A 15,712-nucleotide genomic window follows, 5' to 3' on the forward strand; every position below is an offset into this window, starting at 1 on the left:
AGCAGCAACTGAAAGAATGCCCCATCTGCCAACAGGTCACCGATGTGTGCTACGAGGACCGGACAATTGTCTGCCCCTCCTGCCACTACAAAGCACGGTTTGCCGGTGACGAACACATGGACTACGCCGTCATCATCCAAGAACACAATTAATTCTACAAAATTTGAATAGCACAGGATTCTATCAAACATTTTTTCTTTTTAATTATCTGTGTTGCTGCTGATAGAATAGTGTATCAATCTTGAAAAACTAAGAATTAGGTGATCTTTTAGAATTAATTTTGAAAATTAGTAAGATTAATCCTATAAAGACCAAAGGAGCAGCAACTATACCGATATAAATTGATGAATATTGCACATCAATAATTGAGTCCTCAGAAAAAAGTGTCCTGCCATTGTATTCAAATTTTAGTGTCAATTCTTTTTCTCCAAGGAAAAAGAGTTCAATGATATTTTCACTCAATTGAAATTCTATTTCGTTTATACCTGGTTGCAAAACAAAGTGATTATTTATTTCTTCGAAATTTTTGCTTTCAGTTATTGCTTTAATACTAATTTCGTTGGTTCTATAATTCACGAATTCGGCTTGAACTGTTATTTGTTCACCTTTTTTGATAGTTGTTGTGACGTCAATTGAAAAACCAATATTTCTGAGCCATTTAAGGATGCTATGCATAAATAAGTGGTTGTCACCACTCTTGTAATAATCATCAAGCAAAATATGTTCATCGGCAACAACCATGAATTTCCCGTTTTCTATCCATGCTGCTGCGGCCTCAACATACCCGTCTTTCATTACAATCGTACTTGCGTTAGTTCCAACTATCAAACTTGATTGAGGCTCTGCACAATATATTTCTTGAACATTTAGAGTTGCTGGATGCCCATTTATTTCTTTCGTATAACCCTCGCTAGGATTTGGTTTTTGATATGAGATATTTGCAAAGTCTACATATTTCGTGTAATCTTCCCATCTATTGTCACCTGAAAACAACACGCTTCCGCCGTTTTTTACGTATTTTTCTATCACCTTTTCTGCGCTCGGATCATATAACGGCTCAATTAGAATCAAAATGTCATATTCTTGAATATTTTTAATATTAAACACCTTATCCTCAAGTATATCAACTGATGCTCCCTCGGCCTCTAAATAACCGACCATACTGTGTAATGAACGGTTTTCTGACTTTACTTGGTCAATTAATACTTTTATTCCTGCAAAGTCATCCTCAGTTGAGAGGGGTTTATCATCTTGCTCTGCTATCACTGTCAATGAGTTAGGAGCATGTAATCCTCCCATAAGCAAACAAATTAGCAAAAAGAGTGCTAAAAAGTACATCGGCCTAAATTGTGATCTTCTACTTTTTGTGGAATCCATTGTGAAATTAACACCCTTTTAGGAATATCTAATGTTCAATCTTTCCGAGTCTAGATCCAATAACCTCTGCTAGCTTAGGAGGCCACCAATTCCATTTACCTGCCAGAAGCATAACTGAAGGAACAAGGAATAACCGTACCACTGTTGCATCTAGTATAATTGCAGTTGCTAAGGCAAATCCGTACATCTTCATTGTAATGGTTGAAGAGAGCATCATAGAACCAAATGCGGCTGCCATTATACAACCACAAGAGGTAATAATCGCACCAGTTTTTTCCAACGCCTGTTGTATAGCAGTTGCATCATCTGTTTCTTTTCCTGGCTCAAATCTAATTTCTCTCATTCGAGAAACTAAGAATATATCATAATCCATTCCCAATCCCATTAGACAAACAAATACTATGATTGGAAGAGTAAATTCAATAGGAATTCCCAATACGGTTTGAAATACAAGAGTTGTGAGTCCTAGAATCTGTAATACTGATAATAATATTGTCCCAATTAACCGAAGCGGAGTTGGAATCGATAATAGTAGAATTAGAAGTACGATGAATATTCCAGCGAAAGTGATGGGCAACATGACGCCGTAAAAGTCATTCCAAAGCAATTTATCCATTTCGACATTACCTTGGCTAGCACCTCCTAGAAGAATTTCACATTGATCTTCGCCTAGTACTGTGCTATTCGCCTGATAAGAAATTAAATATGTTTTAATTTCCCTTGCCAGATTCATAGCTTCATCTGAATAGGGTTCTCTCTCTAAAAGGACTGATATGTAGGTTGTATCATTATCTTCACTTACGTACATTTCCATAAGTGCACGTGCAGTCTCGTTTTTCTCGAATTTAAGATACTTGATTTCCTCTGTACCAAATGGTTTTTTAATTGACATTACTTTATCGGTACCATTGAGTGCTTCCAAGTAGTCTGACATAACCCCCACTTCTTCTAAAATCGTGGTGTTCCAGATTGTTGCATTTTCGTTTGTGAAGTGAATTACCACATCCATTGGAGAGATTTCACCTTCTCCTAATTCTTCTGCTAAAATATCGTAGCCTTTCTTCGATTCGGTAGGAGGCATAGTTGCGATAGAATCATAAGACAGGTGAAGAAATGCAATCTGAGAAATAAGTGGAATTGACACCGCCAAAATTAGTACTAAAGTAAGTTTTGGCTTTTTGACAACAACATTCGAAACTTTTTTTATGAGGCCACCATTTTTGTTTGTTGAAGATGAATTCTTTGATTGTACCGTGGTCTTGCGACGAGGCCAGAATATTCGATCTCCTAATAATAATAGTATTGATGGTATAAGAGTGAGGGCAGATATGAGTGCGACCCCTATTCCTAGAAGTACAGACATACCAATTATGCGCATTAAGCCAAATTTCGTTGGAAGCATGCTGGCAAAACCAATCATAACGGTTCCACCACTTGAGGCAACAGTTTTTCCTGCAGTTTCCATTGTTTTTCTAATTGCTTGTCTCTTATCTTTGCCACCTCTTAACTCTTCAAAGAACCGAGAAATGATGAAAATGCAATAATCACTTCCAGCGCCAAGCAAAACTGGTGTCGTAAACATATTTGCCATTGTATGAATCTGGATGCCCATGAAACCAAGAGAATAAAATACGCCTCGCACAATAACAATTGAAATGCCCATTGCTATTAAAGGAAGCACAGCAGCTACTGGAGATCGAAATATCAGCATTAAAATTATTAAAATAAGGATTATCGAAACCATATCAGTTAGTGCCATGTCTGATTCTGCTGTTTCACCACCTTCCAGGTTGAAGGCACCCTCTCCAGTAACATATACCTCAAAATCAATTGTCTCTGCATTTAAAGTCGTTTCATTAGTTTGCTGAGGCATCACTTCTGCTTTTATTTGAGGGATATCTTCATCTAATTGCTCAAGTATGTGCTTGGTTTCTGTGCTTAAGGTAGTTTCGTTAGTATGTTGTTGTAAAACTTCTGCTTTTATGAGGGGGATATCTTCATCTAGTTGCTCAAGTATGTGTTTGGTTTCTTCAGAACTGGAGCTGGAATCTAAATTGATAAAGAGAATCATGGTATCGTTATCATCGCTCACAACTCGTTCCAAAATTTCTTTTGTTGAACTTTCACTAAGCGGATTGTCTTCTATGAATTCCTGAGTTTTTTCTTCAGCAAGTTGTGAAAACTCGTCTTCAGTCACATGACGACCAAGATCATAGATATCTTCCATAAGACCGAGTTCGAAGTCGTCTAAGTCGCCTCCTAAAGCCTCAAAAAGCATAGTTACGAAACTAGATGATAAATCAAAATAATTCATTTCTTCCACAAAAAAATCGTAGTAAAACTCAATTTGGTTTCTAAGTTCTGTTTCTGTCATGCTAGCGGCTCCGTCTGCTAATATAGCTGAAAAAAGTTCTATTCCAGGGGGACCAAATGTCTGATCAGCTATAGCCCAAATAGAATGAACAGTTACATAGGGATCCAGTTGTGGTGGAAGAACACTTGCAGCCTGGTTAAGTTGGTCGGTTGTGTTATCTGGCCAAAGCAGGTTTTCGTCTTCTAAATAATGATAAAAGCCGTAATAGGTATACACAAAGGAAATTAATTGTGATTCGCTCATCATTAAAGCGTCTGTGTAATTTGTGTCAAGTGAATCTAAGAACTTTTCAGTAGTATCATTAAAGCCGTCATTATTTAGAATTGGAAATTGGTTAAAATTGAAAAGTGAATGAGTTGCGTTAAAATCGTTCAAAAAGTTGTAATAGTTGGTGTAATTTGATAAAAAATGTTCAGTCTTAAGGTCCCACTTGTCAGTATAATTTTGCGCCATTTTATTAAACTCTTTACTATCAACATTGTCAAACTTTAATTTAAGCTCATAGATATCGTAAACAAATTCTTCTAAGTCATCAGCATCCATATTGAAATCGCTGGCAAAGAACTGCGCAAGTCCAGTAAGAGTTTCGTCTCGTTCACGATCAGACATATCATAAAAAGACTGTGTCTTGTTAAAATCTTCATGAGCTTCAATAATGGCTTCAAGTAAGCCTTTATACGTTCCCTCGTAATAAGATTGATGGATCGATTCGTTCATGCCATAGTAATTATCCACATTTATGACATGCGGATATTTTTCAACTTCATCATCCAGCGTTTCAATAAAATCTTGAATTGTGGGATCAAAAATATCATTATTTTCTGCAGCTTGCGTCGTTGATGTCCCACTATGACTTGGATTTGTCTGAATTACAACTATAAGAGAAGTTACAGGTAGGTCTGGGAATTCTTCTTTTAAAATATCACTAGCCCTTCTTGACTCCATGTCTTGAGGTACAAAATCAGAGAAATCTGATGTTAACATATCATTAACTTGAGCTGCGCGACTAGCTAAGATTATAGCAATTACGATCCAAGTAATGATCAGGAACTTATTAAAACGTACAATTTTTTTTCCTAGCCGGTCAAAGATCAATTACAATACCCTCATCTGAGGTATATAATTCTTATTGATGAAAAAATGATTATAAATAGGCAGTAATAAGCGATGGGGGGGTGAATCCATTTATAAACGTTACTACTGACGTAGTTACTCTTTATAAGAAAAAAATCATTTTGGATACAGCTCAATTCTTTTTAGCATTGATTTTCTATTGTAAAAAAGAAAAAATGGTCAATTAGGTAGTTGTTGTATAGCTATTTTCGTGCTCTTCTGGAATATAAATCTCTTTAAGTATTTCTACGATTTCTTCGTCATCTAAGATAGTGTTACATTTGTCACAAATGTATTCGTGACCCGATATTTCATTGAAGACTATTTCAAGTCGATAGTGTCCGTTTGGCTGTTTTTTGAGAGTGTTAATAATTTGTTTTTCAACAATTTTAATGAGATCGGGGCTTTGACCACATTTTTTATGAATAAAAACCACATTTTTCCCTCCACTCAAGATCCCCTCGACAAATTATATGTATTTGACCAAAGAAAAAATTCAATTACTTTTATAACCCCCTCAATATGTTTTGTCACATTCAAAATAAACATTATACGTTTTGTCACAATTTAACGCTGAAAAAATCATTTTAAATTGCATAAAATTTTCTTAATAGAAAAAATCGCTTCACGGATTTTTGTAAAATTAAATTATGTAGATTTTATTAAAGATTAAAAAACAGTTGTCGAAGGCATATGTTTTTTAAATATATTCATAATACGTCCTAGTACAACATTATCTGATTAGATAATAGATTTACAGCAATAAAATTTGCTTTTAAAAGAATTGCAAAGAATTTTCTCAACAAAAAGCGCTCTAGCATTTCATGGAGGCTTGAAGGCTGTGGAAAAAACAATGAAAGCAATAAGGTTCTATGAACCAGGCGTAATAAAGTTAGAAGATGTTGATATTCCAGTACTAGAACATGAAGGTGATGTTATAGTTAAAACAAAAGCTATCTTGACTTGTGGCACAGACCTTAAAGTATACAAAAGAGGTCATCCAAAAGTTAAACCCCCATTGACCTTTGGCCATGAATTCTCTGGTATTATTGAGGTAGTTGGCAAAAATGTCAGAAATTTTAAAAGAGGTATGCGTGTAGTTGCAGCCAATTCAGCTCCCTGTAATGAATGCTATTCTTGCAAAAAAGGAAAACAAAATCTTTGTGAAGAATTAGATGAGACTTTAATTGGATTTAGTGTAGATGGAGCATATGCGGAATATATCCGCATCCCAGAAAGAATTGCACGTCAAAATATGTATGAAATACCAGATCATGTTTCATTTCAAGAAGCAGCATTCACAGAACCACTTGCATGCGTTGTTAACGGTAATGAAATCGCAGACATTAATTTAACGGATAACGTTGTGGTTATTGGAGCGGGACCTATTGGGTTGCTTCATATACAGCTAGCACGTGCAAGAGGAGCCAAAAATGTTATTGCAATTGATTTAATAGAATATAGGCTTCAAAAAGCCTTAGAGGTCGGCGCCCATCATGTAATTAACGCAAAAACAGACCCTGTGGGAAAAGTCAAGAAAATAACCGATGGACGAGGAGCAGACATCGTCATAGAATGTGTCGGTTTACCCCAAACATGGGAAAATGCAATTGCAATGACAGGGAAGGCAGGAACCACCATATTATTTGGAGGGGCAGCCCCAGGAACAAAAATCTCTGTAGATACTCACCGTATACATTATGAAGACTTAACAATAAAAGGCATATTCCATCATACGCCAGCCTGCGTTAAGAGAGCATTAGATCTAATTTCGTCGGGTATAGTAAAAGTTAAACCACTTATCACAAAAGAAATGCCATTAAATCAGGTAAGTGATGCGCTAGAGTTGCTACAAAAGGGCGAAAACATAAAAATTGCCATAATTCCCTAGAATATTACGCGATTTTAGCTACATTACGGTGACGAGCTACACCGAGAGAGTTTGCAATAGGTTCACATTTCGTTCTTAATAGATGTACTAACGGGATAGGAAGCTCAAATTCTGTCAATGTTTCAAAATGTCCCATGCCCTTTGCGATAATTATCTCTGATTTTTTATATTCTTCTAAAAACTCTTTCGAAGCTTCATTAATATTTAATCCAGCGGTTACAGGATCTGTTCCAGTGGTCATAAGTTTATCAGCCACGTTATCCATTCCAACTTCCAAAGCGTCGTCCATTGTCGCATCGTTCATTATAGGCTTCTCTTTCACTGCAACCGTAACATGGCACCCATTCCTTTTGAACTCCTCTACCAGAAGAGTATCAAAGGCAATTTCTCCTGCATTATCTGGAAGAAACAGGATATTTTTCTTTTCTTGGATAATCTGGAAAACTTTGTCGATATCATCAATAACTAATTCAGTTTCTGCATCATTGATAACCTTTGGAAGATCCTTTAAATCAAAACTGTGTCCACTTATATCAAATTCCATAATATTGCCTACTATTGATATAATACATGCTCTTCTAAAGCGTTCTTTCTGTGAATCATCAGCTTCTTCAATCCAATTGCGAACGTCTGGTAGGATTTCTAATGCAATTTCATTTGAATATTTTTTTAATTTTGAATATATGTCTTCATCATCCATACCAATGGCTTCAAGTACGATTTTATCTCGTAAATAGCCAATTTGTGGAGGAGTGTGATTAGAGTCAAAGTTTTTCGCTAGAAATTCTAGTAATCGCTTTACTACTTTTCTTTGCAACTCTTCGTCATCAGTTGCCATTTTTGCTTGTTTAAAACCTCTTTCAAGCAGACAAATAGCGCAAACTGGCTTTACTTTCATATTGAAACCTCTGTTTCTTCAAAGTTTAAAAGATAACGTTATAAGTGAACGATATTGCATTTAAAAGGTTTCGCATTAGCGCTGAAAAGTCCAATCATTCGAAGCATATTTCTCATCATATAAGCGCTTAGCAAGACGTAGTTCATCTTTTGTCAATTGACTTGGATTTAATTTCATGTTGAAAACTTCTTCAAATGCAGTTTTCAACGCTTCTTTTACTTTTTTAATATTCATTTTCTTACCCAGTTCATGTTCTATTGAGGTTACTGGAGACCTTTTGGAGTCTAGACATCTCTTATCAGGATCAATCCGTTTACCTTGTAATACTTTTTGTAAAAAATCTAGATCTGAATTTACCAGTAGTGAACCATGATGCAGAAAAGCTCCTTTTCTAAGAGTACGAGCAGTTCCTGATATTTTTAAGCCTTTTACACCAATTGCGCCTTCTGTAAGCAGATTAGCTTCGATATTGAGTTTCTTCAAACCAAGAATTATACTATGTCCAAATATCTGTGAGTCTATTAGATCTGGAATTTCAGCTTGTATTAAAGGATGAGTCTTATGCAAGAAAATCGAATAATTGAGATTCCCATAATCGTGATATACTGCACCGCCGCCAGTAAATCTTCGGACAATTTTAACATCATTTTTTTTGCATAATGCTAAATCAACTTCGCGACTAATACATTGGAATCGCCCGATAAACACTGCATTCTTATTTCTCCAAAATCGAATTGTGCCTGGAACAACTTGTTTTCCAACATAAATTAGTATTGCTTCTTCAACTGCCATGTTAAAGAAGGGATCATCGAACTCTACATCTAACAGACACCATTTAACATTCACCAAGTTCACCAAAAATTAAAAAGATGCAAGGATTTTGCGTAACTACCAAGCCACTTCATTAGGGTTTTCCAATAACTCACGCAAAGTTTGTAAGAATGCGGCAGCTGGTGCACCATCTATGATTCTATGGTCATAGGTGAGGCTTAGATACATCATTGAACGAATATGAATACCTCCATTAATCACAACCGGTTTTTCAGCCATTCTTCCAACGCTTAGAATAGCTGCTTCTGGAGGATTTATTATAGCTGTGAAAAACTCAATACCATACATTCCTAGATTTGAGACTGTAAACGTACGTTGCATAAAGTCATTTGAACGAAGTTTTTTCTCTCTTGCTTTTTTAATCAGACTTTTGATTTCAGTTGAAATTGATTCAATTGGCTTAGTGCTAGCCTTATGGACGACAGGAACTACTAACCCATCTTGGGTCGCTATAGCCACACCGATATTGACATCTTCGTAAATCTTAATTATGTCTCCAGAAAGGGTGGAGTTAAGGATAGGATGCTTTACTAAAGATTCAGCGACAGCTTTCACTAAAAACGCTGTATAAGAAATTTTCATACCCTTTTCTTCAGCAAGTTTAGTGCGATAGTTCATTATGTTTGTCACATCTATTTCCATCACGTGTGTCAACTGAGGGATTGTCTGATAACTTTCAGTGACTTTTTTAGCAGTCATTTTCTGAATGCCGAAAAATTTCCGTTCTTCCTTTATTTTAGGCCCTTCTGAAACCATTAGGCTCAAAAATGCCTCAACATCCCGCTCAACTATGCGTCCTCTGAGTCCTGTACCTGTGATATAATTTAGATCTATTCCACGTTCAGTAGCTAATTTTTTTGCTCGGGGTGATGCTATAATTCGTTTTGTATGTTCTTCAACGAGGTCAGTGGATGTAATGGCCTCCTGATGTGCAAACTCGGGCTTCAAGGATGGAGGCGTCTCTGTTGGAGATTCTATTTCAACTACACTCGCTTCTTGAGGCAAGGCAGTAACTAGTGATTCAAGGTCGGGAAGAGGTTCATTAGGATCACCTATTAATGCGATTACTGCATCTATAGGAAGTTCCATTGCTTCTTCAGCTAGAATCTTTAACAAAACACCAGACGCTGGTGCTTCTAATTCAACAGTTTCTTTTTCTGTTAAAATTTCAACAATAGGTTCGCCTTTCTCTACAGTATCGCCTTCATTCTTAAGCCATTCTACAATTGTGGCTTCTTCCATAACCATTGACATTTTTGTAATCACTACTTTAGTCACCATTTAAATCCCTCTTTAAGATGAATTCTTTTAGGAATTCAAGCAAGGACTTCTTTCACTGCTTTTGTGATCCTTTTCTCATTGGGAATCACATAATCTTCAAGCGTAGGTGAAAATGGAATTGGTGTGTTCAAAGAGGCAACTCGTTTGATAGGAGCATCAAGATAATCGAATCCTCCTTCTTCCATTATTTGAGAAGCAATTTCTGCTGTGACTCCAGCACGTTTAATGTCTTCAGAAACGATAACGACTCGTCCTGTCTTTTTTACCGAATTTACAATGGTCTCTATATCAAGAGGTACTAATGTCCTTGGATCTATGACTTCAACGCTAATGCCCTCTTTGGCTAGTTCTTCAGCCACTTTAAGTGATTTATGTACCATTAAGAATGTAGCAACTATAGTTACATCATCACCTTCTCTTTTAACATCAGCTTCGCCAAATGGAATAAAGTATTCTTCTTCTGGGACATGACCTTTAAGTAAATAACATAATTTATGTTCAAAAAAGCAAACTGGATCATCTACATTTCTTATAGCAGTTTTTAGCAACCCTTTACAATCGTAGGGAGTCGAAGGCATTGCAACCTTTAATCCTGCGGCATGCATAAACCAAGCTTCAAATGAGGAACTATGATGAGCCGCTATAGATTTTCCTCCTCCAAAGGGTGTTCTTATAACGACAGGTACTTTAACCTGTCCTCCAAACATATATCGAATTTTTGCCGCTTGATTACAAATAGCATCCATTGCAAGTGCTATCAGATCGCCAAACATAATTTCTGCAACGGGTCTAAGACCCGTCATGGCGGCTCCTACAGCTGTGCCAATTATGGCTGCTTCTGAAATGGGTGTATCTCTTACTCTTTCTTCTCCAAATTCATCTGCGAGTCCTTGAGTGACTTTGAATGCACCATGCCATTTACTACCAATGTCTTCACCAATAAGTACAACTCTCTTATCGTTTAGCATTTCTTCTCTAAATGCTTCTCGTAATGCTTCAATCGCCATAATTTCTCTCATTCTAACTCACGCTCCTCAACCCAGACATCTTCTGATGCAGTTTTTGGATCTGGAAATGGGCTTTCAAGGGCAAATTTAGCGGCCACTTCTATTTCTTCATCAACTTCGTTTACAATAACATCTGCTTCCTCTTCAGTAAGAATTCCCATTGAAGTTAAGCGCTCTCTCATACGTATTATAGGATCCATCCTTAGCCACTCATCTACTTCCTCTTCTGGTCGATATTTTCCCTGATCAAATCGTGAATGACCTCTATGGCGATATGTCTTACATTCAATGAGAGTTGGACCTTTACCTTCTCTTGCACGTGTTACTGCTTCATATGCTTTTTTATATACATCAACAGCATCATTTCCGTCACATATAACGCCTGGAATACCATATGCAGAAGCTCTATCTGCGATATTCTTGACTTTCATTACATCAGTTTGTTTAGTTCCCATGGCATATAGGTTATTTTCACATACAAAAACAACGGGAAGATCCCAAGCGGCAGCAATGTTAATTCCTTCGTGGAAGTTGCCAGTGTTTGAAGCACCATCTCCAAAGAAACAAACCACTACTTGATTTGTCCCCCGCAGTTTAGCTGAAAGACCTGCACCTGGTGCCATTACAATACCTGAGCCGACTACACCACAAGCGCCAAGAAGACCTACATTGGCATCAGTAATATGCATAGAGCCTCCTTTTCCTTTACAATAGCCTGTCGCTTTGCCCATCAACTCTGCAAACATCTTATCCATTTGAGCACCTTTAGCAAGGCAATGCCCATGCCCTCTATGGGTGCTCTGCACATAATCATCTTCATTAAGATTGCTGCACACACCAACTGCAACTGCCTCTTGACCTAAGTATAAATGAATTGTACCTGGAATCAGGTTTTGTGAGAACAAATCCCAACATTTCTCTTCGAATTTTCTAAGTTCTAAGAGTTTTCGATACATTTCAACTAATTTTGCTTTCTCAACATCCATTAAAATCATCACCAATTATTTAAATCCGTAATATTACTTTAAAGTTGCATATCTTATTAGTAAATGCCCCATCTTTATTGAAATCATATTTTCTTTTGAACTAGTTCGATGTTCATACTTCTAGTTTTTCATAAAAGGATACCGTTATTTCTATCCATCGTTCTCAGATATCTACTCTATAATCCAAGTCTATGTGAACTACCCCACCCTGAAGGATGGGGCTTCCTGCGAGTCCTCCAAACCATATCCGAATTTCGGACTGGGTACTCTCGTTTTACCTTTGGCTGTGTATCGCAGATTATCAAGAAATTCTTGATAGCCCGTCCACTTGGCATTCTGTGATAGGTAACGTTTCATGAGCACCACACAACTATTTTTATCCCTAGTTATCACGTTACCACACTCACAATTCATAATTCGCTTCCAAATCGGCATATCATGGAGTTTTCCACAAACATAACACTCTTTGGAGGTATTTCGTTCGTCAAATTCTATTGTGCTTTTACCTACTCTCTTAGCTTTGTAGGTTAGAAAATGTACGAACCGTCCCAATGATCCAGTATTTTGGGTAGCTCTATTCAGACCTTTTCTCATGTGCTTTGGTACTTTAGTTGAGTGTGCCATACTTTTAACTTTAAGATCGCCCACAATGATGGTGTGTGCTTTGGTATTTTCCACTAACTTCTTGCTGAGTTTATGCTGGAAATCCTTTGTTTGATCTGCGCATTTCTTCTGATAGTGTTTCACAATTCTATCAAAATGTTTCCATCTATTACTGCATTTTATGCACTTATCTCGTCTTGCTTGCAGTTTTATGATTCTCGGATGCCAATACTTATCTGGTCGCTTATTTTTCACCACTAAGAACTTTCCAGTAGTATTTACAGCGGTTACTATGTTAGTGATACCGAGGTCAATCGCTTGATACCGACCGTTATCAATATAGGAGGGGTCTTCAACCTCATAGGTTATCGCGACAAAATATCTCTCATCTTTGCTGAAAATAGAGACTTGTTTGATGCATGTATCTTCAATGAACGAGAACTTTTCTGGAACAACAAACTCCAAAGGAATATCATTATAAAAATGAGATACGGCCACTTTCCGTTTTTCAACCTTGAACCCCGATTGATTGTAAACCATTGTGGTAAAGTACTGTGTACCCTTGAACTTGGGCAGTTGTGCGTCTTGATACCCATTTTTCCGAAGAGCAAAGAATGATTTATAATCAGCGTTAAGCGTTTTTAGAACATATTGCAATACTTTAGAATAAACCCATTTATACTCTGGGTATTGTTCCTTGGTTGTTGGTAGGTCGTTTTGTTGCTTGCGATAGGTTACTCCCTTGACACCATTTTTATAAGCATTTCTTCTTTCAGCAAGCGCGAAATTATAGATAAGTCTGCATTTCTCTGAGAGTACCCAGAGTACCTCTTCCTGTTCTAAGGTGGGAAAAATCCTAATCTGTTGTGTTAGTTGCATGATCTATCCCCTGATTGTCAACATATTTCTTCAATAGTTCAAAAGTTACCTGTCCTGTAGTAGCTAAAAAATATGATCTTGACCAGAATGCTCCTTTCCAGAGTTTTTCTTTGACTGCTGGAAAATTACGTTGTATTTCTCGGGATGTGATAGTTTTTAAGGTGTTCATATATTTTGGAATGTCTAAAGTGGGTTTACTTTTGAAAATCATGTGAAAATGATCTTTATCACATTCTATATTGAGCACTCCCACCTCAAAAGTTTCGCTTATTTCATATACCTTTTGTTTGAGCACGTCTACAATCTCTTTGCTATCTAATGCATTTCGTCTATATTTGACACACTGAACAAGATGATATTGTAGTGCATATACCGAATGTGATGACTTATCTAACTTATATCGCATAGTTACAAATATTTTCTTATAACTATAAAAGGATTTTGGCTCTTATCCCCCACCTTTCGGAAGGGAACTTTCCGCCAAGTCTATTTAAAAACAATTCTACTAGATAGATCCCTGTTAAGTTTGCATGGTAGTGAAAATTCATGAAAAAAGAATGTGAATGTGGGGGTATTCTGGAAAAAGCAATGACTGATTTTAAAGGCATAAAAGAGATACCCTGTTGGAGATGTCCCAAATGTGGTACGGAATTTTTTGATGCGGAGCAAGTTGAGGTTTTAGATAAACATCTAATGGAAATAATAAATCAGCAAATAAGTAACTCATTAGAGGACAATGAAGAGGAAGAAGAAAAAAAGAACGAAAAGGATGACCATGGTTCAATAATTAAATAATGAATTGTAAAATGACAATATTGAAATAATGAATCAATATTGAAATTAAGAATGCTTTTTCTATCTTGAGTTGTTTGCTTTTTGTAATAACATATGTTATTACAAGGAGTAGCCAAATTTGGAAAAAGAGTTGAAACATTAATTGAAAGAAATCATTCCCAATTCGATAAACCCCTCCAAACCTCCATAGAAGAACATAAAAAATAAGTGGAAATTGTGCCCATAATGTTCCCGTTAATGTTCCTAAACTAAATATACTTCTTTTAAAAATAAGTCCACAGAAGATTTCTATGAATAAATAGATGTAAAACCATCGCACAAAGCTAAGAATAAATACCATTGAAAGTAAAGAGACTGAACTTTCAGTGAAAAATAATAAAATCGTATTTAGTTCTGCAAGATACGTAACATATGATAGAAGAAATACTATCAAAATACCAAAAGGTAGAAATTCTTTTGGTTTTTCTAGAATATAGTCGACAATCGGTTTAAGACCTATACCATAAAAAGCTTTCAAAAGCACTGTTTCGTCTGTAGTTGTTATGTCTTCGCTTCGATCCATTAATTTAAGTGCCTCAATGCCACGGGAAGTAAGGAGATATCGTTTCTGATCATCTTGTGAAATAAAGTCGCCCAAATTGTCCAGATGATAATATAATGTTCCTACCTTAAGGTTGAGGGAATTTTTAAAATCTGTAAAAGTGGCATATCCTTTCTCTGCAATGAGTCTAAGAATCTTGCGACGAATTGGATGATTCAAAATTGAATGTACATCTGAACCGTCACTATTCTTCATCTGAATCCCAGTTTAAACTGTTCTGCCTTTTTGCTACTTTCTATTCAACTTTTTCAATAGAAATCAGATTATTCATTAAAAACTGATAAATAAAAAATAAATAGATTGAGGTTTTAGGCAAAAAGTTACTTTCTTCTATCTATAAAAATAACGACAACTACTACTACAATCACTACAAAGGTAGCATAAATACCAAACGTTGAGTTAGAAAGAAGCTCAGTTCCAGTTTCACCAATAAGCGCAATTTCTGCGGTTAAATCGCCAATTCCAATGGTTGGATCGTGATCTAAGGTTTCTGTAAACGATGGGTAGTTAAACCAGACTTTTAAACCCTTAGCTTGTTCTATTTGTTCAGAATTTGCTACTACTGTAACAGACTGCCCATCGGCTGTTGCCGAATCTTCATAGGCAAAGAAGGCTTTACCAATCTGGTAACCATTATTATTTTCTTCAGTGATATCTGAACTATTATCCGTAGTAAAATCGGTTTGTAGCGCTAATCTGTTTTCTTCACTCGCAAAGTTCCAATTTTCTATATAAACATCTATCTTCATTTTATTTCCATCAGCAGCACTGATATGACAAGTTAAGACGATCACTAGGTTTTCTGAGGAGAGTTTCATTTCATTTGGAGATTCTTGCTGTCCAGGTGGCTCATCCGGCTGTTGTCCAGGCTGATCAGGAGATTCCCCAGGAGGTTCTTCGGGTTGTTGTCCAGGCTGATCAGGTTGTCCTTCTTGCTTGCCACGTATTGGTCCAACTAAAGTATAACTGAATTTTACTGAGTCTGCAGTATCACCAGATTCTAGAGAATCCCCATCTTCCGTTGTAAAGCCACTGAATTCCCATTTGCCACTACTTAATGAAAATGAGGCACCACC

15 protein-coding genes are annotated in these 15,712 nt (G+C 36.5%); 2 read left to right on the forward strand and 13 right to left on the reverse strand.

Going from position 1 to position 15,712, the window contains the following annotated elements; genetic code table 11:
• The 4 genes from QVB70_RS15605 to QVB70_RS15620 all read right to left on the reverse strand — a co-directional run.
• On the reverse strand, positions 1-191 hold a 191-nt coding region (locus QVB70_RS15605), incomplete at its 3' end, for a hypothetical protein (protein WP_287588170.1).
• Between the two features lie 58 nt (positions 192-249).
• A complete protein-coding gene (locus QVB70_RS15610; RefSeq protein ID WP_287588172.1) occupies positions 250-1,377 on the reverse strand; it encodes a hypothetical protein in 1,128 nt (375 codons plus the stop codon).
• 28 nt (positions 1,378-1,405) lie between these two features.
• On the reverse strand, positions 1,406-4,846 hold the full coding sequence (locus QVB70_RS15615; protein WP_287588174.1) for an MMPL family transporter: 3,441 nt from the start codon (positions 4,844-4,846) through the stop codon (positions 1,406-1,408).
• A 202-nt stretch (positions 4,847-5,048) separates the two neighbouring features.
• A complete protein-coding gene (locus tag QVB70_RS15620) occupies positions 5,049-5,300 on the reverse strand; it encodes a hypothetical protein (protein ID WP_287588176.1) in 252 nt (83 codons plus the stop codon).
• 405 nt (positions 5,301-5,705) lie between these two features.
• On the opposite strand from QVB70_RS15620, the gene QVB70_RS15625 reads away from it, so the two are divergent.
• The gene (locus QVB70_RS15625; RefSeq protein WP_287588177.1) at positions 5,706-6,755 is read left to right on the forward strand and encodes a zinc-binding dehydrogenase; all 1,050 of its coding nucleotides are present in this window, start codon (positions 5,706-5,708) and stop codon (positions 6,753-6,755) included.
• 4 nt (positions 6,756-6,759) lie between these two features.
• On the opposite strand, the gene QVB70_RS15630 is transcribed toward QVB70_RS15625, so the two are convergent.
• From QVB70_RS15630 to tnpA, 7 genes are all read right to left on the reverse strand, one after another.
• Entirely contained in the window at positions 6,760-7,653 is an 894-nt protein-coding gene (locus QVB70_RS15630; RefSeq protein ID WP_287588178.1) for a DUF89 domain-containing protein, read from the reverse strand.
• Between the two features lie 75 nt (positions 7,654-7,728).
• Positions 7,729-8,499 carry a lipoate--protein ligase family protein gene (locus tag QVB70_RS15635; RefSeq protein WP_287588180.1) on the reverse strand — a complete coding sequence of 257 codons (771 nt, stop codon included), beginning with the start codon at positions 8,497-8,499 and terminating at the stop codon, positions 7,729-7,731.
• Positions 8,500-8,541: 42 nt separating this feature from the next.
• Complete coding sequence (locus QVB70_RS15640; protein WP_287588182.1) at positions 8,542-9,765, reverse strand: dihydrolipoamide acetyltransferase family protein; 1,224 nt, start codon at positions 9,763-9,765, stop codon at positions 8,542-8,544.
• A 35-nt stretch (positions 9,766-9,800) separates the two neighbouring features.
• On the reverse strand, positions 9,801-10,784 hold the full coding sequence (locus tag QVB70_RS15645; protein WP_287588185.1) for an alpha-ketoacid dehydrogenase subunit beta: 984 nt from the start codon (positions 10,782-10,784) through the stop codon (positions 9,801-9,803).
• Complete coding sequence (locus QVB70_RS15650) at positions 10,781-11,758, reverse strand: thiamine pyrophosphate-dependent dehydrogenase E1 component subunit alpha (protein WP_287588188.1); 978 nt, start codon at positions 11,756-11,758, stop codon at positions 10,781-10,783. Before QVB70_RS15650 ends, QVB70_RS15645 begins: the two co-directional genes overlap by 4 nt.
• A 198-nt stretch (positions 11,759-11,956) precedes the next feature.
• Complete coding sequence (locus QVB70_RS15655; protein ID WP_287588190.1) at positions 11,957-13,240, reverse strand: transposase; 1,284 nt, start codon at positions 13,238-13,240, stop codon at positions 11,957-11,959.
• A complete protein-coding gene (tnpA, locus tag QVB70_RS15660; protein ID WP_287588193.1) occupies positions 13,218-13,646 on the reverse strand; it encodes an IS200/IS605 family transposase in 429 nt (142 codons plus the stop codon). Before tnpA ends, QVB70_RS15655 begins: the two co-directional genes overlap by 23 nt.
• A 140-nt stretch (positions 13,647-13,786) precedes the next feature.
• Between tnpA and QVB70_RS15665 the strand changes: the two genes are divergently transcribed.
• Positions 13,787-14,035 (forward strand): YgiT-type zinc finger protein, encoded by a 249-nt coding sequence (locus QVB70_RS15665; protein ID WP_287588195.1) that lies wholly within the window; start codon positions 13,787-13,789, stop codon positions 14,033-14,035.
• Here the strand turns inward: QVB70_RS15665 and QVB70_RS15670 are convergent.
• Both QVB70_RS15670 and QVB70_RS15675 read right to left on the reverse strand, forming a co-directional pair.
• The gene (locus tag QVB70_RS15670; RefSeq protein WP_287588197.1) at positions 14,028-14,831 is read right to left on the reverse strand and encodes a helix-turn-helix domain-containing protein; all 804 of its coding nucleotides are present in this window, start codon (positions 14,829-14,831) and stop codon (positions 14,028-14,030) included. The two genes, QVB70_RS15665 and QVB70_RS15670, sit on opposite strands and share 8 nt — an antisense overlap.
• A gap of 125 nt (positions 14,832-14,956) precedes the next feature.
• A partial coding sequence (locus tag QVB70_RS15675) for a hypothetical protein (protein WP_287588200.1) occupies positions 14,957-15,712 on the reverse strand: 756 nt, incomplete at its 5' end.

This window comes from Candidatus Borrarchaeum sp. (genome assembly GCF_019058535.1).
In the GTDB taxonomy this organism is placed as follows: Archaea; Asgardarchaeota; Sifarchaeia; order Borrarchaeales; family Borrarchaeaceae; genus Borrarchaeum; species Borrarchaeum weybense.